Below are 24243 nucleotides of genomic sequence, written 5' to 3'. Positions count from 1 at the left end.
GTATTTCAGCCCGAAGGGGCCGACGAAGGCTGTGCCGGTCGCGGGGCCGACGTGGGCTTCGGGGGCCGCGAGGATGCCTTCGCGCCGGAGGCGATCGGCGTCGAGAAGGGTGGTTTCGGTGCGGGCTCCGGCGGCGGCGTCGGTGGCACCGTCGTGGACGTAGGCCGGTTGTTCGCGCCGGGGGCCGAGACCGATCGCGAGGTCGCCGGCGCCTTCGAGGCCGTTCGTCCACGTGAGGGTGGCCTTGAGCTCGACGATGCGGGCGAGGTAGTGGCGGCTTGCGGTGTCGTCGCCCGCGAAGGCGAGCTTGTGGGGGTGCCAGGCGTAGTGGCTGCGCGTGACCGCGCCGGGGCTCGCGCCGGCGGGGGCGAGGGCGCCTTCGAGGCGTTTCGTGAGGTTGGCGCGGAACAGGGGGAACTCGAGGGTTTCGTGCGTGCCGGCTTCGCCGGTTGCGAGGGCGGGGATCCATTCCTCAGTGTGGCCGTCGGCGGCGGCGACGAGGCCGATGATGTGGCCCGCGGGGAGACGGAGCGTCACTTCGCCGTTCGGGTCGGCGCGGAGACGGTACGCGGTGCGGGCTTCGGGGCTCGGATGGGCGTCGAAGCCGGGGCCGACGACGACGCGGGCGCCGTCGCGGTCGGCTTCGGCGCGGGCGGTGACGTTGCCGCGCCAGGCGCCGGTCGCGTCGTTCGCGTGGTACGCGACGACGCCAGCGCCGGGAATCGCGGGGCCGCCGGGCTCGTCCGTGATGCGGAGGACGAGGGTCGCGGGGCCGGTGCCGGCTTCGTGCGCGGCGCCGGGGCCGATGCCGCGGGCGGTGACGGGCGGGCCCTGGGTGCACGAGACGCAGCCGGCGAAGGCCGCCGCGGAGAGAAGGATGAGCGCGAGGGCGAGGAGGGTCCGGGCCCGGTGCATGCGGTTTGAGCGGCGCTGTCGCGGAAAGCGGTTTCGGCGCTCGTGCGAGCGTCAGGCACGGAAGCTTGATCACCCGCGAGGGCGGTGCGCGCGGCATGGGCACCCTCGGGGAGCTCAATCGCTTCGACGCGGGACCGGGTGTCCGGGGCCTCATCGCCGACCGCATGGGCGGCGTCGACATGTCGGGCATCCGCAAGATGTTCGAGATGGCGGGCAAGGACGCGATCAATTTCGGGATCGGCGAGCCGGATTTCCAGCCGCCCGATTTCGTGATCGACGCCTACGTGAAGGCGCTCCGGGACGGCCACAACAAATATGGACCGTCGGCCGGCCTTCCGGAGCTGCGCTCCGCGATCGCGAACCGCGAGCGGGACCGCTGGCCCGCGGTGGACGCTCAGCACGTGGTCGTCACGACCGGGTCGACGGCGGCGCTCTACGCCGCCATGGCCGCGTTCGTGAACCCGGGCGAGGAGGTCCTCTGTCCGAATCCGGGATTCGTGCTCTACGGCCCGCACACGCGGCTCGTGCGCGGCGTGCCGGTCTTCTATCCCCTCAGGCCGGAGCACGGCTTCGTGCCTCAGGTCGCGGACCTCGAAGCGCTCGTGACGCGCAAGACGAAGATCCTCGTCATCAACTCGCCGTCGAACCCGACGGGCGCGATCATTCCGAAGAAGCAGGTGAAGGCGCTCGTGGATTTCGCGGCTTCGCACAACCTCGTCATCGTTTCGGACGAGGCGTACGACTCGCTCACGTACGAGGAGCCGCACACGTCTTTCCTCGGGAAGTACGAGAACGTGATCTACATGAACACGTTCTCGAAGACGTACGCGATGACGGGCTGGCGCATCGGCTACGTCGTCGCGCGCCCCGAGTTCGCGGATGCGATCAAGAAGATGAGCTATCACCTTGCCGCGTGCCCGCCGACGCCGACGCAGCACGCGTGCCTGGCCGCGCTCGAGGGCCCGCAGGATTTCGTCGCCGCGATGAAGACCGAGTTCCGCGCGCGGCGCGACATGCTCATGAAGCGCATCCGCGAGATCCCCGGCTGGGACTGCGTGACGCCACAGGGCGCGTTCTACGCCTTTCCGAGGTACGGGCTCCCGATGGAGGCGCGCGACGTCGCGCTCCTCCTCCTTCGCGCGGGCGTCGTCACGATCCCGGGCGACGCGTTCGGGCCCGCGGGGCGCGGCCACCTGCGCATCTCGTACTCGACCTCCGCGGACAAGATCGAGAAGGGCTGCGACATCATCGAGAAGGCCGTGCGCGGCCACCTCAGCACGCTCGCGTGACCGTGAGGCGATCGTGATGCTCCGCTCGGGCGGCTCCGTCGGATGCGCCCGGCGCAGCGTGCTCGTTCTCCGTGGAGGCGCGGCGTGAGGATCGCCGTCGCCTGCGTCCGTTACCCGCCCGCGCCCGGAGGGGCGGAAGCGCACGCTGCGGCGGTGGCGCGAGGCCTCGCGGCGCGCGGCCACGAGGTCCGCGTCCACACGACGGACCTCCGGACGGAGACGCCCTTCGAGCGCGCTTTTGAGTGGCCCGCGCCGAAGGACGGCGTCCGCGTGACGCGCCACCCGGCGCGCACGGCGGGCGGCGCGCTGCACTACGTGGTCGCCCCCGCGCTCGCGCGCGGATTGCTGGCGGACGCGTCCTGGGCGGACGTCGTCCACGTCCACTCGTACGGCTATTTCCACACCCTTGTCGCGGCGCTCGCCCGCAAGACGAAGGGCGTGCCGCTCGCCATGACGCCGCACTTCCACCCGGCGTGGTCGATGGAGGGACCGCCCGAGCGACGTCGCCTGCGCGCCGTGTTCGACGCGACGCTCGGTCGCGCCTCCCTCGCCGCGGCCGACCGCGTGATCGCGGTGAGCGCGGGCGAGCGCGACGCGCTTTTTGCGCGGTTCCCGACGGCGCGCGCGAAGTCGATCGTGATCCCGAACGGCCTCGACCGCGCGCGCTGGCTCGATGCGCCGCCGGCCGACGGCGCGGCGTTCCGGGCGGCGCGCGGGATCCCGAAGGAGGCTCCCCTCGTCCTCTTTTCGGGGCGCCTTGCCTCGAACAAGGGCCTCGACGTCCTGCTCGAGGCCTTCGCGCGCCTCGTCTCGAGCGAGGCGGGCGCCGGGGACCGGCGGGAAGCGCGGCTCGTCGTCGCGGGCGACCCGCAGGCCCGCGGCGCGTGGCTCGCCTCGGAAATCCGCCGCCGCGGCCTCGAGTCCCGGGTCTTCGTCACCGGGCACCTTCCTTTCGCCGAATACCGCGCGGCGTTCGCGGCCTGCGACGTCTTCGCGCTCGCGAGCGAATGGGAAGCCTTCGGGATCGTGCTCCTCGAAGCCAACGCGAGCGGCAAACCCGTGGTCGCGACGCGGGTGGGCGGCGTCCCGGACGTCGTGGAGGACGGCGTCACCGGTTTCCTCGTTCCCCACGGCGACGCGGCCGCGCTCGCGCAGCGCCTCGGCGACGTCCTCGGCGATCGGACGCTCGCGCGGCGCATGGGCGAAGCGGGCGCGAAGCGCGTCGAAGCGCGATTCACGTGGGACCGTGTGGTGGAGGCCACGGAGTCCGTCTTCCTCGACCTCGTCAAGCGGCGCCGGTGAAAGCCTCCGAGAGCAAGCCGGACGCGCGCTCCCCGAAACGCCGGATCGCTCCGGATCATGATCGGGCCGGATGCTCTGCGAGACCGTCTCAAGGGTCCGGGGTAGGAGGGGGGAGGGTGCTCGTCGTCGCGATCCATCTCCGTGCGCATGCCCGTTCCGCATCGCGCGATCGGGCTTGCGCTCAGCGGGTGGAAAGGGAGAGGCTCCCGTTTGCGCGGGAGCCGTTCCAGTCGCGCTCGGAGCCGATCAGGCCTTGGGCGTGAGCTGGATGTCGCGACGGATCGGCGTGCCGTCGCGGGCGACCTCGAGCACGCCCTGGTGCTCCCAGGCGCGCCCGTCGCCCGACGTGAAGGCGACGGCGACCGTGTAGCGTCCGGGCGTGAGCGACGTGTTGTAGTTGCCGCTCGCGTCCGTCTGCGGGGAGCCCGAGGGAGCCCGGGCCGTCGTGTTCGTGTCGGGCGTGATCGCGAGCGTCACGGACCCGGCCGCTTCGCCCGCGTCCTCGACGCCGTTGCCGTTGAGGTCGGCCCACACGTGGCCGCTCACGGGCGCCGGAACGAGCGAGGCGGAGACGTTGTGCGTCGCCGTCTGCCCGGGGCGGACCGAGACGACGCTCGAACGCGCCTCGACCGAGTAGGTCGAGCTCACGAGCGAGACCGTCTGGCTGCCCGCGGGCACGTCGCTCACGCGGTACCGGCCGGCGCTGTCCGTCGTCGCGTTCTTGCCGCCGATCGAGACGACCACGTTCTCGACGGGCTCGTCCGCGCCCTCGAAGCGACCGTTGCCGTCGCGGTCGAGGAAGACGGTGCCTTCGACGGAGCCGCGCTGGACCACGATGCGCCCGAGCGCCTCGGGCACTGTGTATCCGCTGCGGGCCTGTTCGCGCGTGATTTCGAAGGTCGCGCGGCCGAGCTCGACGGCGCCGCGGCTTGCGACGATGGTGACGTTGCCGCCGGGCATCGAGAAGGGCGCGAGGACCTGGTAGCGACCGTCCGCGTCCGTGACCGCGCTGTCGTGCGGGACATTCAGGTCGTCCGCGGGGATCTCGTCGCGGAACTGGGCCGGGAACGACTGGAGGATGATGCGGCCCGCGTCGTCGTAGGCCGTGACGAGCGCGCCCGCGATGGGCTGGTTCGTCGACCCGTCGATGACGACGCCGGTCACGTTCGCGCCTTCGTAGTACTCGAGGAGCTTCATCTGGTCGTTCGCGTGCACGAGCCGGAAGTGCGCGAGGCCGTAACCCGGCTGCGGGATGTTGAGGCCCTGCAGCAGGCGGTCGCCGCCGACCGCGCGGCCGCCCGTCTCGACGGGCGATCCGACGTACGTGCGGTAGTACATCGAGTTGAAGAACGCCTGCTTGTAGTCGTACTTCTGGCCCGTCGCCTGGAAGGTCGCGGGCGTATTGGGGTTGCGGAGGACGCGCGAGAACTCCTCTTCCGACATGTCGCCGCTCGTCGTGACGTACTTCAGCTCCACGTAGTCCTTCGGGTTCTTGCCGGCGAGGACCACGGGGGCGTAGTAGATGGACGTCTGGTCGATGTCGGGCGTCTGCGGGTTGTCGTACGGCAGCATGCGGATGTCGGCCGCGACGTAGCGGATCTGGTCGCCCGTCGCCGCCATCACCTTCTGGTAGAAGGCGTTCGCCGTCGCGAGGTCCATCGCGGGAGCGTACTCGAACGCGAGGAGCTGCTTGTACGTGATGTCCGTCTTGTTCGCCGGGAGGCCGGACTCGACCATGAGCGCCTTCGCCTGCGATTCCGTCACGCCGTTCCTCGGGTCGATGAGGCGCGCGGACAGGAGCTGGATCGCGTTCGTCTCATTCTGCGAGAGCAGGAAGTTCGCGGCGAAGACGTAGCCGTTCTGGAAGTTGTCGGCCACCGTGGGGTGCTCGCCGACGGCGATCGCCCAGTGTCCGTAGTCCCACCAGGCGAGGAAGGCAGGCCGTTCGGCCTCGTTCGCGATGTGGCTGTCGTAGTTCGCAAGCCAGGTGAGGCTCTCGTCCCAGTAATCGGGGAGGAAGCCGGGGCCGAAGGCGCCGAGGCGCTGGTCGATGAAGCCGGCCCACGAGGGATTCTCGCGAGACGCGCGGCGCTCCCATTCGAACGTCGTGCCCGCGTCCACGGCGAGGACGACGTTCGGGACGACGAGCGTGAGCGCGATGAGGGCTGCGCCCGTCACGTGCCATCCGTTGATGCCGCGGCGCAGGCCTGCGCCGACCGAGCCGCCCGTGCCGCGGATCGCCTTCGCGATCGCGCCGTAGTCGAGCCAGGTCACGATGCGGACGAGGACCCACGCGCCGAGGATCGAGAGGATGGGCGTCGCGTTGAACAGGAAACGCGTCGCGGACTGCGCCATGTAGAGCGCGATCGCGAGCCACACGACCATGAAGAGGTGAGGCTGCGAGGGTTCCTTGCGGGATCGGCGGATCGCCATGAAGAAGCCGATGAGCGCAAGGAAGAACACCGCGGGCCCGGCCGCGAACGCCATGCTGTTGAAGTCCGCGGGGTGGGCTTCCGCGATCGTCTGGTACAAGCGGTTCTGCTTGAAGTAGACGAGGGCGTAGAGCAGCGAGACGCTCACCTCGGGAATCGCGAAGAACGCGACCGCGAGACCGATGAGCCCCGCGACGAGGAACGCCGGGAACACGAGGATCGTCGGAAGGTCACGCGTGGGCGTGAGCACGAGGCCGACGACAAGGTACCCGGCGAGGAGGAAGATGGCCGGGTTCATGAAATTCATGATGTTCGCCGTGAGGTAGTACGGCATCGCCATGAGGAGGCCGACCGCCACCGTGATGCTCGTGACGACGAAGAGGCCGAGGCTGTCCCGGTTCTTCCAGTGGTCGAAGAGCATCTCGAGCACGGCGTACCCGAACATCATGACGATGAGGTACGGGAAGCCCTTCCACACGAGCGCCTCGGCGCCGAGGGAAAGACCCGCAAGCAGCGCGAAGCCGAGCGCCTGCTTGCGTTCGCGGAAGAGGGACGCGATGCCCGCGCGTCGCGCGGCGGGGTCGCTCCAGGACGAGACCCAGTTGCCCTGGCGGTAGATGCCCTGGACGGCCTTGATGAAGAAGAAGGCCGTGAGGACGATGAAGAAGAGCGAGATGGCGTAATGGCGCGTGTCGCCGAGGTTCGACTGGCCGATGTGCTGCGGCGCGATCGCGAGGAAGAACGCCGCGACGAGGCCGACGCGCCGGCTGTAGAGGGCCTTGCCGATGAAGTACGCGGGGATGATCGTGAGGGCGCCCCAGATGGCGGGGCTCCAGAGGGCGACCCACCAGGTCGCGGTCTCGAGGTCGCCGCCGAAGAACGGCGCCGCCGCCTGGCCCGCGACGGCGATGCTCCAGACGAAGAGCGGCGGATTCGGGTTCACGCCGCCCAGGGGGTAGTTCAGCAGCGGGTCTTCCACGAGCGTCTTCCACCCGTTGGCCTGCACGTGGTCGACCGCGTGCTTGATGTAGTAGCCGTCCGAGCCGCCCGACAGCACGAAGTTGCCGTCGGTGTGGGCCGCGTCGATCGCCCAGTAGCTCCTCACGAAGAGCGCGAGGAGGAAGATCGCCACGAGGGCCGCGCCCGCATAAAGCGCCGAGCGGGAGCCCGTGGACTTCGAAGAATCGTAGGCCATGGCTGACACCTGGGGGGGAAGTCCCGGCTACGATGCCGGGTCGTTTATTTATAGGCTTCCAAAGTCGAAAGCGAGGGCGCGTCGCGCGTCCCGCGCCCGGCCGACGCGGGGGCGCCCCGCTCCGCGCCGCCCCCTTCCGCGCCAGGCACGACGGACCGTCGGCGACGGCGCGCGTCATCCCGATGGACCGGACTTCGGGCGGGGCGGTGGAATCCGAAATCCTTTATCGGGCGACCGCCTGGGAGGCGCCGTGCCCGCCGGTCACCTCCGCGCGCCCGCCCTCCGCCTCGGCGCGGGCGTCGCGGTCGTCCTCATGCTCGTGCCCGCTCTCCTCGCGACGCCGACCGTGGAAGCCACGACGCCCCGCGTCATGACGTGGGACTACGCGGTCAAGGTCGAGGATCCGAAAAGCGGTCTCGCGCGCGTCACGATGACGTTCGGGAATCTCGAAGGCATCGTCACCGAGATCACGCTCCGGACGGTCGCGACGGAGGCGCGCCCCTACGCGATCACCAACGTGACCGCGGGTCCCGGCACGGACCTCACGCCGACCGCCGACGGCGCCCGCATCAAGGTGCGAAGCGCGCTCGAGTCCTTCAGCTTCGACGTCGCGGTCTCGCGCGCCTCCCACAAGGCGGGCCAATGGAACAGCATCCTCAACGAGCAGTTCGGCCTCTTCCGCGCCGACGCGTTCGCGCTCCCGTTCACGTATTCCTACTACCAGGGCAAGCCGTTCGTCTGGGACATGAAGGTCCGCATCGAGCCGCCCGCGGGGTGGGAGGTCGAGACGCCGTGGCCCTCCGCGGGCGTGAAACGGTGGGATCCGCCCGGCAACTCGACCCTGCCGCGCGGATTCGTCGCCATGGGCCCCGCGGAAAGTTTCCACCGCGAGGCGACAGCCGCCGCGAGCACGGAGTTCCGGTACGTGCGCCTCGGCAAGGCCCTCGCCCACGACGGCGAGGTGCTCCCGTTCCTCGCGGCTGCGACGCCCTACTACCGATCCGTGTACGGCGACGTCGCAGGCCCCGTCATCCTCGCGGTGAGCGCCCCCTCGCCCATGTACGAGGGCGGCCTCGGCGGACCCGCCTCGCTCTACGTCCACGAATCGACGGATCTCCGCACGCTCGCGCACGAGTACGCTCACGTCTTCCAGGCGTTCGCGACGGTCGACGATCCGGGACGCTCGAGCCTCTGGATCAACGAGGGCGACGCCGATTTCCACTCCATCCTCGCGCTCTTCGCGACGGAGCGGTGGAACCGCGCCGAGGTCGACGACTGGATGCGCAAGGCGAGCCAGTTCCGTGAAAAGAGCGAGGGCAAGGGCCGCCTCGTCGACGCCGCGTACGGACCCGCCGAGAACATTGCGTACCTCAAGGGCGCCGTGCTCCTTGCGGTCCTCGACGACCTTCTGCGCGAGGATACGGCGGGCGCCGTCACGCTCGCCACCGTGCTCACCACGCTCAACCGCGAGTTCGACGCCTCCTTCAGCGCCGCGCCCGGCGGTCCGCGCCAGGTCGGCAACGAGGAGCTGAAACAGGTCCTCCTCAACCTCACGCGCCGCGACTACTCCGCCTTCTTCGAAAGGTACGTGTTCGGGACCGAATGGCCGCCCTTCGCGCGGCTCGAGCTTCCCGAGGAAGTGAGCCTCGACGACCTCGTGCTGGACCCCGCCCGGGCCTCGAGCGGCGAACGCGTCACGGCGACCCTCACCGTGACGAACCGCGGCGTGAAACCGCTCGCGAAATCCTACGATCTCACGGTCGACGGCGCGAAGCTCGCCGTCTTCGAGGTCGACGTCCCCGTCGGCGAGACGCGCACCGCGACCGCGACCTTCTCCGTCGCTGAGACGGGCGACCACACGGTGCGGGTCGCCTACCTCGAGCGCGACCTGCGCGTGCTCACGCCGCCCTCGATCCGCATCCAACGCGTCACCACGCTCCCGTTCGAGCCCGCCGCGCTCGCGACCGCCCAGGTCTTCGTCTACGTCGAGAACACGGGCGACCGCGACGGCGATCTGCGGCTCATCGTGAAACGAGACGACGAGCTCCTCGAAAGCGTCGTGAGGACGCTCCCCGGCCGCGCCGTCGAAGCCGTGGCCGTGACGACGCAGTTCCCGATCGAAGGCCCGCACGTGATCTCGGCCGCGGTCTCGGGCCCGCACGCCGAGAGCGCGGATCCCGTGACGCTCGCGGTCGTCGTCGGCGAGGCCGACCGCGACGACGACGGGGTGCCGGACTCGCTCGACGCCTTCCCGACCGACCCGAAGCTCTCCGAGCCCGGCGTGGTGAACGACCTGAGGCACGCCTTGCCGGGCCCGGGCCCCGCCTTCCTCGTCGCGGCGCTCGCGGCCGTCGCGATCGCGTTCCGGCGTCGCGCGTGAGCGGGATCCGCGGCGACGAGGGCCGCGGTGGTATTCGGACGACGAGGTCCTCACCACCCCCGTCGCGCGCGGGTTGGATCCGGGCAACGAGCACCGCGCTTGGATCCGCGGCGATGAGCGCCCCGCTTGTTTGGGCAACGAGGGCCGCACCCCCCGCGTCGCGCGCGGGTTGGATCCGGGCAACGAGCACCACGCTTGGATCCGCGGCGACGAGCGCCACGCTTGTTTGGGCGACGAGGCCAGGCTTGGATCCGCGGGGACGCGGTCCACGATCGGATCATGGCGACGAGAGCCACGCTTGGATCCGCGGGACGCCGCCACGCTTGGATCCGCGGGGACGAGGCCACGATAGAATCGGGCGACGAGAGTCGCGCCTGGACCCGGGGCGACGAGGCTTCGCTCGGATAGGCGACGATGATTGCGCTTGGATCCTGGGCGATCCGGGGAGAGGCGGGTTGCGCTTCACGCCGGCCCTTCCCTTCAACGCGGTCCCGCGCAAGACGCCCGGGCTTTGTCCTCCACGAAGGACGGTCGCCGCTCGACGGGAGGCCCCGCGGGAGACGGCAAGCGGGCAGAATCCGGCGCGCGGAGGTCCGTTGGGTGGCCCGCGCCTCGGCGCCGGCAAGCCCCGCGGGCGGCCGCGGGGCGTCGCGGTCTTCAGCGTCGCGCGAGCGCGTCCACGATGGCGGGCGCGACCGCGACTTTCGCGACGGGGTTCGCGAGCGTGTCGGTCGCGACCACGCCGTCGATCCCGGCCTGCGCGAGGCGGTCGAGCGCGCCGCCCACGAAGAGGCCGTGCGTGCACGCCGCGACGACCTTCGCGGCGCCCTGCCGCTTGAGCTCCTTGACGGCCGTCGCGATGGTGCCGCCCGTCGAGATCATGTCGTCGACGATCACGACGACCTTGCCCGCGACGTCGAGCGCCTTCGGCGCCATCCGAACCTCGGTCCCCGAGAGGCGCGTCTTTTCGAGGTGGTCGACGGGCGTGCCGAGCTCGCGCGCGAGGGCCTCGGCCCGGTCGAGCGCGCCCTTGTCGGGCGCGAGGACGAGGTCCGGACCCACTTCGACGAGGTGGTCCGCGATGAGGCGGATGGCGGAGACGTCGAGCGCGCGCGTGCCGAAGAACGGGAGCACGTGCTCCTTGTGGGGATCGACCGTCACGAAACGATCGGCAAATTGGGCGATGAGCTTCAGGACCGCGGCGGCCGACGTGCCTTCGCCGCTCTGGAAGACGCGGTCCTGCCGGGCGTAGGCCAGGTAGGGCACGACCGCCGTGATCGAGCGCGCGCCGTGCTCGCGCAGCGCGGCGAGCGTGAGGAGCATCTCGACGAGCTTGTCGTTGGGCCACGACGATTGGACGTAGACCACGTCGCGGTCCTTCACGTCGTCGAGGAGCCGGACGTAGATCTCGCCGTCCGGGAACGTCTTGACCTCGACGCGCCCGAGAGGCGCCTTGAGCCCCTCCGCCACGCCCTGCGCGATGGCCCCGCCCGCCGTCCCGCCCAGAACCCACATGTCCGACCGCACCCGCGGCGTGAACGCCCGACCCTGCTCTTAACGCCTTCCCGGGACGCCGCAGTCGCGGAGGCGCCGCGAGGCGGAGGGTCGGGGCGGATCCGCCGGCGCCGGGGTCGACGCAGGCGACGGCCAGGGGGGCGACCGTTCAAGGACCCGTCTACAAAGGCTATAAATCGACATCGGGGTGAGGTGGCGATGAGGAACGAAGGTCCCTCGCGTTCCCGGACGTCTGGACGCGCCCCGCAGCCGCGCCCCCTCGCGGTCCTGGCCGCCCTCGGCGTCGCGGCGTTCGTCACCGCTTCCGTCCTATCCGCCGGTCTTGCGGCGGCCGCCCCGGACGAAGCGCGCTTCACCGCGCGGGACCCCGTGAAGCTCGTCGGCGAAGTCACCGCCGAAGGCGAGGGGCTCTCGGTCGTCCTCACGCACCCGGGAGAAAGCGGAGTTCCCGGCCTCGCCATCGAGGCCGACTTCGTCCAGGCCCGGATTGTCCACCACGAGGAGACGCGGCTCTGCTCGAGGACGACCGCCCTGTGCCAGACCACGGGATCGCCTGACCGCAGCGAGCGCTTCCTCGCGAACGGCCTCGTGCGCATCCGCGGCGACAAGGCGTCCCCGGTCGTCGCGACCCTCGCCACCCTCGATCGATGGACCCCGGGGTGGCCCTCCGTGAGCGGCGGCGCCGCGGCCGTCCTCCCGGACGAGACGCGCCTCGCCCTCGTCTCCTCGAGCGACGCTCGACTCTCGGCGCTCCACGCCGACCTCGAGATCAAACCGAAGGATCCCGCAAATCCCGCCTTCGAACCGTCCCACACGAAAGCCTTCGCGGAATTCGACGCCGGGACGTTCCGCCTCGGCGGCCTCGACGGGGCGCGCGCCGCCGGCGCCGGCACGTTCCGCCTCGCCCTCTTCGGGGCGCGCCTCGACGCGACGGGGCTCGCCCCCGACGGGACCGCATCCACCACGGCCTCGTGGTCGACCGGGTTCCGTAACGAGAGCGTGACGCCCGATGGAGAAATCGAGCGCCGGCGGTTCTCGTACGTCGTCGTGGAAGGCCTCGCCTCCACGATCACCCTCGACACGACGCTCGCCGCGGAGGTCTTCGCCTCGCCCCTTTCGGCCACCTACGGCGCGGCCACCCTCGCGCTCGAGGACGTGCTTGGCGACCTGCCGTCGGACGACGGCCCCCGCAACGCGACGGGCGATGCCGTGCTCGCGGGCCCCGTGACCTTCCTGGCCGAGAAGCACGACGCCGAACAAGGCCGCCTGGGCCTGCGCATCCTCCGCCTCGGGGACGCCGGCACCCTCGAAGCCGCCGACACGGTGCCCCACGGTGGCGAGCCGGGAAGCCCCATGGTCGGCCTCGCCGCGAGCGCGGCCGCCGCGGGCGGACTCTTCGCCCTCGCGTTCTACTGGCCGTTTGTCCGGCACGCGCTCGGATCGCCCATCGTCGCCGCGCTCTACACGCGCATCGGCCGCGACGAGGTGCTCGAGCACGGCAAGCGCGAGGAGATCTACGAGCTCATCCGCGCGAATCCAGGCATCCACGCGCACGACGTGAGCGCGAAGGCCGGCATCGGCTGGGGCACGACCGTCTATCACCTGAAGCTCCTCGAGGACAACAGGCTCGTCGTGAGCCGCCGCCTCGGCCGCTACAAGCGGTTCTACCTCAATGCGGGCCACATCACGCAGAACAAGGACGCGTACGCGGTGCTGCGCAACGAGACGGGCGCGGCGCTCGCGCGCGCCGTGCGCGCCTCGCCGGGCGTCATCCAGAAGGACCTCTGCGCTGCGCTCGGCGTCCAACCGAGCCTCGTGAGCTGGCACATGGACAAGCTCGAGGGCGCCGGCCTCGTGAAGAAGGTGAAGGAAGGCCGCATCGTCCGATACTACGCGGGTCCGGCGTGGGAAGGCCTCGAGCTGCCGGTCGAAGGCAACAATTGACCGGTCCTCCGCGGAGGAGTTCCCGAAAGCGCGCGCCTTGTCAGGGGCGCGCGCGTCGTCAGGGGCAATGCGTCGTCAGTACAACGCGTCGTCAGGGGCAACGCGTCGTCAGTACAACGCGTCGTCAGGGGCGCGCGGTCCATGATCCACCCAAAACGCTAAGCCGGGGCCCTCCGGATGCCTGCGCATGAGGCGCGCGCTCTTCGTTGGACGGTTCCAGCCGTTCCACCTCGGACACCTCGAGGTGTGCCGCAGGATCCTTGCCGAGAACGACGCCCTCGTGATCGCGATCGGGTCGGCCGAATCGAGCCACTCGCTCGTGAATCCCTTCACGGCGGGCGAGCGGTACGCGATGATCGAGGCGGCGTGTGCCGAAGCGGACCTCGACCGGGTCGCGATCATCCCCCTGCCGGACGTGAACCGCAACGCCATCTGGGTCTCCCACGTCCGCAGCCTCGTACCGCCCTTCGAGGTCCTGTACTCCAACAACCCGCTTCCTCGACGCCTCTTCGCCGAAGCCGGATTCGAGGTCCGCGACGCGCCCTTCCACGAGCGCGCCCGCTACGAAGGCACGCGCATCCGCCACGCGATGGTCGCGGACGGTGATTGGGAGCACGACGTTCCGCGCGGGGTCGCCCGCGTCATCCGCGAGATTGGCGGCGTGGACCGCGTGCAGATGCTTGCGCGAAGCGACGCCGTCGACAAGCCGTGACCGCCCCGACGGTTCGGCGCGACCCGGACGCGGCCGTCTGCCGCGGCGGGGTGCCACGGGGCGCAACCCGACCTGACGCGTCGCCTGGAAGGGCGAAGGTTGCCTGCGAATCTTCATGGGGCGCCCCCGCCCTCCGGAGGTCGTGATCGACGTACGCCGCATGCTCGCCTGGAGCGACGAGATGCACGCCGAGTGGAAGAAGGGCCTCCTCGCGATGGCGCCCGACATGCTCGCGGCCGAGGTGAACGCGAGCTTCCTCACGCCGGTCGGGATCCTCACGCACATGGCGAACGTCGAGAACGCGTGGATCGACGTCGTCGAGGGCGCGGCCCCCCAGTGGGCGCGCCACAGCACGAAGAAGTGGACGACGCTCGAGCCCGTCCTCGCGTACGTCGAGGAGACGCGCGCCCGCACCCACCGCGTTGTGGACGGCCTCGCCGACAAGGACCTCGAACGGCCCTGCGCCGTCCCCGGCCCGTTCAAGAAGCCTGCGTACACGATCGAGGAGATCCTTTTCACGATCGTGACGCACGAGTGCTTCCACCGCGGCGAGCTGCTTGCGGTCTTCTGGCAGAAGGACGTGACCCCGCCCGTGTGCGACTATCCGCAATACGCGACGCCGCTCAAGTGACCCGCGTTCGAGCGGCGTCCGGGACACCGGACCCGGCGCCGTGATCCGGGTTCGCGGCGTCCGGATACGAGACCCTGCGCAGCGATCCGGGTTCGAGCCGCGTCCGGCTACAGGACCCTGCGCAGTGATCGGGGTTCGAGCGGCGTCCTCGACACCGGACATCGCGCAAGTGACCCGCTTTCGAACGGCGTCGCGCGTGATCGCGCGGCGAAATGCGCGCGGTCCCGGATCACGCGCCCGACGGCTTCGGCGCCTTCGGGTCCGCGGCGGCCGCGGCGGCCGCGTCGCGAATCGCGCTCGGGCGAGGGACGATCTTCGCGAGCTTCTCGAGCAGGCCCTTCTTCTTCTGGCCGATGAGGACCGCATCGAGCACCTGGTCGAGGCTCTCGACCGGGATGATCTCGACCTGCTCGCGGAACTTCTCCTCGATGAGCACGTCGTTGAGGTTTGCCTTCGGGATGATGACCTTCTTGATCCCGACCTGCGCGGCGGCCTCGATCTTCTGCGTGACGCCCCCGATCGGGAGCACGTCGCCGCGGACGCTGAGGCTGCCCGTCATCGCGATGTTCTGGTCGATCTCGACCTCCTCGAACGCGCTGATGACCGCCGTCGCGACGCTGATCGAGGCGGAGTCGCCCTCGACGCCCTCGTAGGCGCCGACGAACTGGATGTGGACGTCGTGGCTCGAGATGTCCTCGCCCGTGTATTTCTTGATGATCGCGCTCACGTTCTGGACGGCTTCCTTCGCGATCTCCCCGAGCTTGCCGGTCGCGATGATCTGGCCGCCGTTCTTCGTCTGCGCGGGCGTGACTTCGGCGACGATCGGCATCATGATGCCGCTCGGCTCGCCGACCTCGCCGCCGCCCATGACCGCGAGCCCGTTGACCTGACCCACGGCGCCGCCGCTCGTGCGGAAGTTGCGGTACTCCTTGCGAACTTCCATGTACTGGTCGACGACCTGCTGCTCGAGCGAGCGCGCGATGCGCTTCGCCGTGACCACGTGTTGGGCCGTCACGAGCGGCGCCTTCTCCTCGATCGCGACGTCGCCCGCCGTGCGGACGAGACCGCCGAGCTCGCGGAGCCGGAGCGTCAGCTTGCCCCGGCGACCGCTGCGGCGCTGCGCTTCGCGGATGATCTCCGACACGGCTGCGCGGTCGAAGTGGGGGATCTTGCCGTCGCGCTTGATCTCCTGCGCGACGAAGCGGATGAGCTTCGTCCGGTTCTCGGACGAGTCGTCCATGGTGTTGTTCATGAAGATCTCGTAGCCGTACCCTCGGATGCGGCTGCGGAGCGCCGGGTGCATGCCCGGGTGGAAGGGATTGTTGTCCTGACCCTTGATCGCGTCCATGTTGCCGGCCGCGACGAGGATGAAGTCGCACGGCACGGACTCGGTCTTGACCATGGCGCCGGAGGATCGCTCGCTCTGGCCCATGATGGCGAAGCGCTTCTCCTGCAAGGCCGTGAGGAGCGACTGCTGGGACTCGAGGCGCAGGACATTGATCTCGTCGATGAAGAGGACGCCCTTGTGCGCCTTGTGGATGCCGCCGGGCTCGACGCGCTCGTGCGCGGGGGTCTCGAGGCCGCCGGACTGGAAGGGGTCGTGGCGCACGTCGCCGAGAAGCGCGCCCGCGTGGGAGCCCGTCGCGTCGACGAAGGGGGGCTTGTCGTGCGGCGAGTGGCTCACGAGGAGCTTCGGCACGAGCGCGGTCTCGCGCTGGCTCATCTGGCGCATGACCATGAAGATCATCGCCGCCGCGATGATGCCGAAGATGAGGATCATCGGGTCGCGGTTCTGGATGAACATCATCACGGCGAACGCGCCGATGCCGAGCATGATGAGGAGCTGCAGGGTCGCCTTGCGCTCCTGCTTGCGGTTCGCCTCCGCCTTCTGGGCCTGGACGATCTCCTTCCCCTTGCCGGCGGGGACGACCCGGATGCGGGGTTGGTGGGGATCCTCCTGGTTCGGATAGGCGATGATGTCCTCGAGCTCCTCGTGCGGGAGGAGCTCCGTCATCGAGCGCGCGAGCATCGACTTGCCCGTACCGGGGTCGCCGATGAGCATCACGTGGCGCTTCTGCTCGGTCGCCTTCCGGATGACCTCGACGGCGCGCTCCTGACCGATCACCTGGTCGATGAGCTTCTCGGGGACCTCGATGTCCGCCGTCGTCTCGAAGCCCTGAACCTGGATCCACTCGTCCACCGCGGCGACCTTGCTCATATCCCCAAATCCTCAGTGGTGGTGCCGGCCCCCCGCGCCGTCCAGCGGGTGCACGCCTGGGTTCCGGCTCCGCGCTCTTTTCTTGAAGCTTCTCTCTGTATATAGGTTGTCGTGCTGGCGGCCGAAGGTTGGATGGACGTGAACCGCCCCAGGAGTTCCCCCGGGCGGTTATGGTCGTTCCCGTGCAGTCGCCGGACCCTCGGACGAAGGGGGTTCTCGAAGATGTTCGCGACGGTTGCCTGGCCGTCGGGAGATCCCTCCGCTCGCCGGACCGCTGCGCGAAGAGCGATCGTCGCAGACGCTCCCTCCCGGAGGCGATCGGCCCGGCCTGACCGTCCGACAAGAAGCCTCCCGCGGCGCGGTCCGCTCCAACCCGTGGGACGATCCAATCCGAGGGAACGCTCCAATCCGCGGCGGCTCCTGTGGGGAAGGACGCTGAGGCTTGACCGATTCGCGACGAGCGAGATCGTCGGGCAGCGCGAGACATGGAGGGGCCCTATCGAAGGGCGTTCGGGGCCTCGCGGACGGCCCCGTCGCGACAGGGTTAAACATGCCGGGCGGCGCTCTGGTGCCCGTGCTCACGCTCGATGCCCTCCATCGCCGAGCCCGCCTCGGCGCGCGCGCCGTCGCGCTCGTGGCGGGCGCGGGCGAATCGCTGCGCGCCGGTGCCGCCGTCGCCTCCCCTTCCGAGGCTGCGGGGTTCGCCGAGGCCGAAGGCTTCGCCGCGCCCGCCGCGGTCCACGGGGCCGCCGACACGATCCTGCCCGCGCTCCTGCGCCGGGTTCGGGCCCCGGCGCGGGCGCGACCGGATTCGCCGCGGGGTCACGAGGCGCGGCCGGCGGGAGGAAGCGTCGGCGAGCGCGAATCCTCCAGCGGCGCGTCGTTTGACGCCATCGTCGCGACGCCGCGCGAGGCCCAGGCGATCGCGCGCGGCGCCGGATGGCGCCCGCTCCCCGTGGACGTCGTCCTCGTCGGGCGACGCGTCCTCGCGTTCGCGCCCACGGGCCTCGCGGCGGGCAAGGAGCGCGCCGCGGCGACGGCGCTCGCCTGCCGGGCGCTCGCGCGCCTCGGCGTGGAGGCCCACGTCGGGGTCCTCGGCGACGAGACGATCGAAGCGGGCGACGAGGCCGTGCGCGAGCTGCGGGCCCTCGGACTGCTTGCGAAGAATTATGGGCCCATCGTGGACCACGCCTTCAGCGAGGCGGACGTCCTCGCGTTTCCGCACGGAGGCGCCACCACCGCCCTCGTGCGCGCCCTCCAGGCCGTCGAGGCCGCGCACCACATCGCGACCCTCCTTGCGATCGAGCCGGTGCCGCTTCTCGAAACGGGCGCCGCGACCGACGTCGTCGAGGCCATCGCGCTCGCGTCGGCGCTCGTGAAACCGCCCGCGGCGGATTGATCGGACCTTTTCGCGGGGGGCTTGCGACGGCATGGACCCTCGCGAGCGCGCGGGGGAGGGCGAGGGCCGTTCGACGGCAAAGGCCACCCCGCGGAGCACGCGTGGTGATGGCGATGCGGCGGCGACCGTGAACGCAAGCCCTCGCGAAGCGGGAGGATGGGTGCGAGGGCGAGGCGTCAGCCGAAGACCGGGCCGTGGGTCGGAGCCGGGGCCTCGGCGCTCAGGCGTGCTTCGCGCGGCGACGGTGGACCTCGCCGAGGACCGCCGCGAGGTTGTCGAAATGGCCGTTCTCCGCGATGGTGCCCGTGACGACGATGTCCGCCCCCGCGTCGAGCACCGCGGAGGCGTCGGCCGCGCTGCGGATGCCCCCGCCCACGATGAGGGGAATCGAGAGGGCGCGCTTCACGGCGCGGATGATGTTCGCGGGGACGGGCGACGGGGCGCCGCTTCCTGCTTCGAGGTAGACGAGCGGCATGCCGAACATCTGCGCCGCGAGCGCGAGGCCGACCGCGCGCTCCTCGCCGACCGCGTCGCGCGTGATGACGTCCGCGTCGCTCACGCTCCCGACGCGCATGCCGGGATCGACGATGATGTAGCCGAGCCCGATGCACTCGACCGCGATCTTCGCGAGGAGCGGCGCGCCGCGCGCCTGCTCGCCCACGATGTAGCGCGGGTTGCGCGAGTTGAGCGTGCTCAGGAAGTAGACCGCGTCGAGGTGGCGGCTCATGACGCCCGCGCTCGACGGGAAGTAGATCGTCGGAAGGTGCGTCCGCTCCTTGATCGACTTCACGAGGTCGTCCAGGTTCTCGCCCGTGACGCCCGTGGAGCCGCCGACCATGATGGCGTGCGTTCCGAGGCGCGCGGCCTCCATCGCGATGGACTCGCCGTGCTTGCCCGTCGAGGACGCCGGATCGAGGAGCGTCATGTGGATGGGGCCGCCCCGGAGGGCTTCCTGGATGTGGGTCCACACGCGCCCACGCATCCCCCGCACGCGCTCGTCCGCGATCACGGTCACGACATCCACACCCGTTGCGTCCGGCCCAGCAGGAACGCCCCGAGGGCGACCACCATGCTGACCTTGGCGAGACGCTGGGCTTTGCCCACGCTCATCGGCACGAGCGCCGAGGCGAGGAAGCCGGCGTCTGCCGCCGCGACTGCGGGAAGGTAAGACCACCCCAAAACGCTTTCGGACCCCCAGGGAAGCGGGCTCAGCGCGACCGCCGCCACAAGGGGAACGGCGGCCGCGATGCGGGCGTTCCGGGGTCCGATCCGCTGCGGAAGCGTCCGGCGACCGAGGTCGCCGTGCATGTCCTCGATGTCCTTCAGGATCTCCCGCCCGAGCGTCGCGAAGGTGGCGAGCAGGGCGAGGAGGAAGACGCCGTTCCCGAGGCTCCCCGCGACGAAGCCTCCGAGCACGAACGGAGCCCCCGTGAGGACCCCGATGGTGACGTTGCCGGGAAGGCCCGCGGCCTTGAGGCCGCGCTCATAACCCTCCATGAGGACGAGCCCCGCGAGCACCACGAGCGCGGGACCGGGACCGAGCGCGAGGCCCGCGACGACCGCGAAACCGTAGAGCGCGAGCGCGAGCCGCTGCGCGGCGTGCTCGGTCATCGCCCTCGAGGCGAGCGGCCGATCGGGGTGCGCGGCGCGGTCGACCGCGACGTCGCGCAGGTCGTTGCGCACGTTGCCCGCGCCCGCGAAGGCGAAGGCCGCAAGCGCCGCGAGGACGACGCGCAGGCCGAGCGGCGCGAGGTCGACGCTCGCGCGCTCCCGTGGGCGCGCGCGAGGTCGACGCTCGCGCGCGCCCACGGGAGCGCGAGGTCCCGCAGCGCGCCGGGGAGGCCTTCGACGTAGTCGAGGCCGGGCCGCGGGACGGGGGCCGCGACGGGCCCCGCGCCGGGCGGTTCCGCGTGGACCTTCGGAGGACCGCCCCAGGCCGCCGCCTCGAGGAGTCCTCCGCCGACGATGAGGTACGCGCCCACGAGCACGGCCACGGCCGTCACCGCCGCGTTCGCGGGACGGAGGATGCGAACGGCCGGCGGGGCGGGCACACGGCTTCAGTGGACGGGGGCTATTTCTATCTGAGCGTCGAAGCTCGCGGTGATGACGCATCGTCGCGCGGACGCACGGGGACGCGGGGGCGGAGGCGAACCCCCACGCGGAACCAAAGGTGGATCCGCGGGTGGACACGACAGCGGACCCGAACGCGGACCCGGAGGCGCATCCGCGGGCGGACCCGGCAGCGGACCCCAGCGCGGACCCGGAGGCGCATCCGCGGGCGGACCCGAGGGCGGACCCAAGCCCGGACCCGGAGGCGCATTCGCGGGCGGACCCGAGGGCGGACCCCCACGCAGACCCGAGGGCGTACCCAAGGGCAGAATCGCGGGCGAACGGGAGGGCGGACCCGATCGCCGACTCGGAGGCGGACCCCAAGGCGGAATCGAAAGCAGATTCGCGGGCGGACTTGAGAGCGGACCCGAGCGCAGGCGCGAAAGCGGACCCGAGGGTGAGGTTCAGGGCCGATCTGAGGGCGGACCGGAAGGCAAACCCGAAGCGGAATCCCAACGCGGGTCCGAAGACGGATCCCAACGCGGACCCGAAAGCAGATCAGAACGCGGGCCCGGCGGCAGATCCCAACGCGGGCCCGAAGGCAGATCCCAACGCGGGCCAGGAGGCAGATCCCAACGCGGGCCCGAAGCCGGATATAGAGGCCGACGCCCGGGCGGGGGCGGGTCCGGAGACCCCGCGGAATTCGACGGAACGAGCGACGTCGAAGGTTGGATTCTCGGCGCCGACGTCGTCGACGTGCCCGCGGGCGTGCCCGTCCCGGCCGGCCGCGAGACGACAGCTGCGGCGGCGGCGGGCCGTTTCGCGGCGCGGCTGTGGGTCCGCACCGCCGAGGATCGGGTTGTACCTCTGGTGGACCGCCGCGCGCGCGTCGTGGTCTGGGTGATGCCTGTCGAGGACACTCCGGGTCGGCCCGCCGCGACCGACCGAGGGGACGCTCTCGTCTCGGCCGTCGCGGCCCTCGACCCCCCGGGCGGCGCCGGACCCCCGCTCGCGACGCGCCGGGTGACCCGCGCCTGGGGGCTCGAAGCAAGGGAGGTCCTCGAGGTCGACCTCGCGCACCCCGAGGATGCGCGCGCGTTCGCCGCCGCGGCCTCGGAACTGGAGGGCGTCGCGGCCGTCCTCGGCGTCGGCCTCGACGTCGTGCCCGCCTACTTCGCGGACGTCGGGCTCGCGCCGTTCGCGTGGGTGCGAGGGTGGGCCGGGAGCGGGCTCGAAGGGGCGGACCGGGCACGGCGAGCCCGCGAGGACCGCCGCCGGGAGGACGATGGCCGGACGCGACACGCGGGCGAAGCCCGCGGCCGCGAAGGCGGCGAGCCTGCGGACGGAGCGCACGAAGCCCGCGGCCGCGGAGGCGGCGAGCCTGCGGACGGAGCACGCGTAACCCGCGGCCGCGAAGGCGGCGAGCCTGCGGACGGAGCGCACGAAGCCCGCGGCCGCGAAGGCGGCGAGCCTGCGGGCGAAGCGCGCGAAGCCCGCGGCCGCGAAGGCGGCGAGCCTGCGGGCGAAGCGCGCGAGGCCCGCGATGGAGGCGGGGCGCTCCCCCGGGCGGGCGCGCGTGAAGCCGCCCACGATCGCCTGCCTCCCTTGAGGGTCGCGGCGATTGCGCTGACCGAATCCGGCGAGGGAAGTCGCGCGCGCTCGCCCGAGGACGAGGCGCGCGCGCCCGTGATGGGCGTGACGGTGGCCGACGCGCGCGTCGAGCCGGGCGTCGCGGGCGAGCCGCGCGTGCGTCGGTTCGCGGCGACGCGCCTCGAGGACGGGACCCTGGGGGACGCGCGGATGCTCGCGGACCTCGCCTCGCATCTCGTCGCGCTCGACCCCGACGTCCTCGTGACGTTCGGAGGCGAAGCGCGCGTGTGGGGCCACCTCGTGGCCCGGGCTCGACGCGTGGGCGTCGCGCTTCCGCTCGGCCGCGACGGGAGCGCCCTCGAGGTGCGACGCTTCGGGGGCGTGACCGTCGCGCGCGCGGCGGGCCGCAGTGTCGTCGATCTCGCGCGCGTGGCGGCGCGCGACCTCCTCGACGTCAAGGTGCAGACGCTCGCGAACGTCCTCGACTATCTGGGTCTTCGGCCGACGGGCGTTGGATCGCTCAAGGCCGAATCGGGCGGAACCCGCCCGGAGCCGGCGTCGACTACGCGCGCGACGGCGGCGACGCACCTCGAGGAGGCGGCCGAGGCGCAGCTGGAGGACGCGGGCGCAGCCGACCTCGAACGAGACGCGGCGGCGCAGCGGGGAGACGCGAGCTCAGCCGACCTCGAACAAGATGCGGCGGCGCAGCGGGGAGACGCGAGCCCAGCCGACCTCGAACGAGGCGCGGCGGCGCAGCAGGTGGGCAACGAGGACGCAGCCGACCTCGAACGAGACGCGGCCGCGCAGCGGGGAGACGCGAGCGCAGCCGCTCTCGAACAAGATGAGGCGGCGCGTCCCGGAGACGTGGGGGCAAGCGGAGGCCAGGCCGGGACGGCGGCCGGAAGGCGGCTCGGACAACCGGGCGCAGCGGATCGCGTCGCGGGCGGAACGGGCCGGCAGGACGAGCAGGCGCTCGCGGAGCGCGAGGGCGAGGCGCGGGACGTGTGGCGGCTCGCCGCGGCGATCCTCCCGATGCAGATGGATCTCGCGCGGCGCATCTGCGTTCCGCTCGACGAGGTCTCGCGCATGGGGCGCGGGCGGCAGGTGGAGGCGCTACTCCTTCTCGAGGCGCGGCGCACGGGTCGCCTTCCTCCGAATCCGGCGGACATCGAAGCGGAGACGTACGAAGGCGGACTCGTGCTTGCCCCGACGCCCGGCCTCCACGAGAACGTGCAGGCGCTCGACTTCTCGTCGATGTATCCGTCGATCATGATCCGATACAACGTGTCGCCGGAAACCTGGATCCCCCAGGGTGGAATAGGAACGGAATGGGACGAACGAGGAACGCGCGAAAGGATGGCAGCCGCGCACGAGCCGAACGCAGCCGCGCACCAGCCGAACGCAGCCGCGCACGAGCCGACGACAGCCGAGCGCGAGCCGATGGCGACCGCGGGCGCACCGAACGCAGCCGAGCGCGAGCCGCACTCAGCCGCGCGAGAGCCGATGGCAGCCGCACGCGAGCACGCAACCGCGCACGAGCCGAACGCAGCCGCTCGGGCAGCCGCGCGCGAGCACGCAACCCCGCGAGAGCCGAACGCACCCGAGCGCGAGCCGATGACAACCGCGCGTGCGCCGAACGCAGCCGAGCGCGAGCCGATGACAACCGCGCGCGCGCCGAACGCAGCCGGGCGCGAGCCGATGGCCGCCGCGCGCGAGGCGGACGTGCACGAGGCGCCGGGCGTGCGGCACCGCTTCCGCGCGGCGCCGCGGGGGTTCTTCCCGGCCATCCTCGAAGGGCTCATCGAGGAGCGGCGGACGCTCAAGGCCGCACGGCGCGCGCGGGCCGGGCGGCCGCGCGGGGCGGAGGACGAGGTGGCGCGCGTGCGGGAAACGACGCTCAAGGTGCTCACGAACGCGTTCTACGGGTACACCGGCTGGCCGCAGGCCCGATGGTACTCGCGCGCATGCGCCGAGGCGACCGCCGCGTGGGGCCGGCGCCTCGTCGGCGACGTCGTGGCGAGCGCCAAGGCCGCGGGCGTGGAGGTGCTCTACGGGGACACGGATTCGCTCTTCGTCCGCGCCGGGGGGGACGCGATCCGCGTCGCGCGCGAGGCCGAGGCCCTCGTCGCCACCGCGCGCGAGGACGAGGCGTTCGACCTCGCGCTCGACGAACGGTACGAGACCATCCTGTTCACGGGCGCGAAAAAGCGGTACGCGGGCCTCACGGCGGACGGGCGGCTCGTCGTGCGCGGCTTCGAAGCGCGGCGCGGCGACTGGTGCGCGCTCGCGAGGCGCGTGCAGGCGCGGGTGCTTGCGGCCGTGCTCGCGGACCGGGACGCGCGCGGCGCGATCGAGCGCGTCCGGGAAACCATCCAGGCGGTCGAGGCGGGGGAGGTGCCGCTCGTGGACCTCGTCATCCACAAGACGCTCGTCCAGCGCCCGTCGGATTATAAAGTGAAGCAGGCCCACGTCGAGGCCGTCGAGCGCGCCGAGGCGGCGGACCCCGGGCTCCGCGTGCGCGCCGGGTCGCAGGTGTCGTACGTGATCCTTGCCATCGCGGAGCGGGACCAACTCGAGCGGGGGCGAATCGAGCAGGGGCAACTCGAGCGGGGGCGAATCGAGCAGGGGCAACTCGAGCAGGGGCGAATCGAGCAGGGGCAACTCGAGCAGGC

14 protein-coding genes are annotated in these 24243 nt (G+C 71.5%); 8 read left to right on the top strand and 6 right to left on the bottom strand.

Features of this window, described 5'->3' with window-relative positions:
- The coding region (locus VM889_06470) for a hypothetical protein (GenBank protein ID HVL48184.1) at positions 1-915 on the bottom strand (915 nt) is incomplete at its 3' end.
- Between the two features lie 95 nt (positions 916-1010).
- Between VM889_06470 and VM889_06465 the strand changes: the two genes are divergently transcribed.
- Both VM889_06465 and VM889_06460 read left to right on the top strand, forming a co-directional pair.
- The gene (locus VM889_06465; GenBank protein HVL48183.1) at positions 1011-2204 is read left to right on the top strand and encodes a pyridoxal phosphate-dependent aminotransferase; all 1194 of its coding nucleotides are present in this window, start codon (positions 1011-1013) and stop codon (positions 2202-2204) included.
- Positions 2205-2288: 84 nt separating this feature from the next.
- Positions 2289-3506: a glycosyltransferase family 4 protein gene (locus tag VM889_06460; GenBank protein HVL48182.1), complete on the top strand. Its 1218-nt coding sequence runs from the start codon at positions 2289-2291 to the stop codon at positions 3504-3506.
- Positions 3507-3752: 246 nt separating this feature from the next.
- On the opposite strand, the gene VM889_06455 is transcribed toward VM889_06460, so the two are convergent.
- Complete coding sequence (locus VM889_06455; protein ID HVL48181.1) at positions 3753-7133, bottom strand: SdrD B-like domain-containing protein; 3381 nt, start codon at positions 7131-7133, stop codon at positions 3753-3755.
- Between the two features lie 250 nt (positions 7134-7383).
- Between VM889_06455 and VM889_06450 the strand changes: the two genes are divergently transcribed.
- The gene (locus VM889_06450) at positions 7384-9513 is read left to right on the top strand and encodes a hypothetical protein (protein ID HVL48180.1); all 2130 of its coding nucleotides are present in this window, start codon (positions 7384-7386) and stop codon (positions 9511-9513) included.
- Positions 9514-10170: 657 nt separating this feature from the next.
- Here the strand turns inward: VM889_06450 and VM889_06445 are convergent.
- On the bottom strand, positions 10171-11040 hold the full coding sequence (locus VM889_06445) for a ribose-phosphate diphosphokinase (protein HVL48179.1): 870 nt from the start codon (positions 11038-11040) through the stop codon (positions 10171-10173).
- A 186-nt stretch (positions 11041-11226) separates the two neighbouring features.
- Here VM889_06445 and VM889_06440 point away from each other — a divergent pair, with 186 nt between their 5' ends.
- From VM889_06440 to VM889_06430, 3 genes are all read left to right on the top strand, one after another.
- On the top strand, positions 11227-12972 hold the full coding sequence (locus tag VM889_06440) for an ArsR family transcriptional regulator (protein HVL48178.1): 1746 nt from the start codon (positions 11227-11229) through the stop codon (positions 12970-12972).
- Positions 12973-13159: 187 nt separating this feature from the next.
- A complete protein-coding gene (locus VM889_06435) occupies positions 13160-13684 on the top strand; it encodes a nicotinamide-nucleotide adenylyltransferase (GenBank protein ID HVL48177.1) in 525 nt (174 codons plus the stop codon).
- Between the two features lie 142 nt (positions 13685-13826).
- Positions 13827-14315 (top strand): DinB family protein, encoded by a 489-nt coding sequence (locus tag VM889_06430; GenBank protein ID HVL48176.1) that lies wholly within the window; start codon positions 13827-13829, stop codon positions 14313-14315.
- A 229-nt stretch (positions 14316-14544) separates the two neighbouring features.
- Here VM889_06430 and lonB read toward each other — a convergent pair whose 3' ends face one another.
- Complete coding sequence (lonB, locus tag VM889_06425; GenBank protein HVL48175.1) at positions 14545-16533, bottom strand: ATP-dependent protease LonB; 1989 nt, start codon at positions 16531-16533, stop codon at positions 14545-14547.
- A gap of 574 nt (positions 16534-17107) precedes the next feature.
- Between lonB and VM889_06420 the strand changes: the two genes are divergently transcribed.
- On the top strand, positions 17108-17932 hold the full coding sequence (locus VM889_06420) for a hypothetical protein (GenBank protein ID HVL48174.1): 825 nt from the start codon (positions 17108-17110) through the stop codon (positions 17930-17932).
- A 220-nt stretch (positions 17933-18152) separates the two neighbouring features.
- Here VM889_06420 and VM889_06415 read toward each other — a convergent pair whose 3' ends face one another.
- Together VM889_06415 and VM889_06410 are read right to left on the bottom strand one after the other, a co-directional pair.
- Entirely contained in the window at positions 18153-18956 is an 804-nt protein-coding gene (locus VM889_06415) for a geranylgeranylglyceryl/heptaprenylglyceryl phosphate synthase (protein HVL48173.1), read from the bottom strand.
- Complete coding sequence (locus tag VM889_06410; GenBank protein ID HVL48172.1) at positions 18944-19741, bottom strand: geranylgeranylglycerol-phosphate geranylgeranyltransferase; 798 nt, start codon at positions 19739-19741, stop codon at positions 18944-18946. Before VM889_06410 ends, VM889_06415 begins: the two co-directional genes overlap by 13 nt.
- A 996-nt stretch (positions 19742-20737) precedes the next feature.
- On the opposite strand from VM889_06410, the gene VM889_06405 reads away from it, so the two are divergent.
- On the top strand, positions 20738-24243 hold a 3506-nt coding region (locus VM889_06405; GenBank protein HVL48171.1), incomplete at its 3' end, for a DNA polymerase domain-containing protein.

This window comes from Candidatus Thermoplasmatota archaeon (assembly GCA_035540375.1).
Taxonomy (GTDB): Archaea; Thermoplasmatota; SW-10-69-26; order JACQPN01; family JAJPHT01; genus DATLGO01.
The sequence above is the reverse complement of the archived record's forward strand: the minus strand, read 5'-3'. Positions and strand labels throughout refer to the sequence as shown.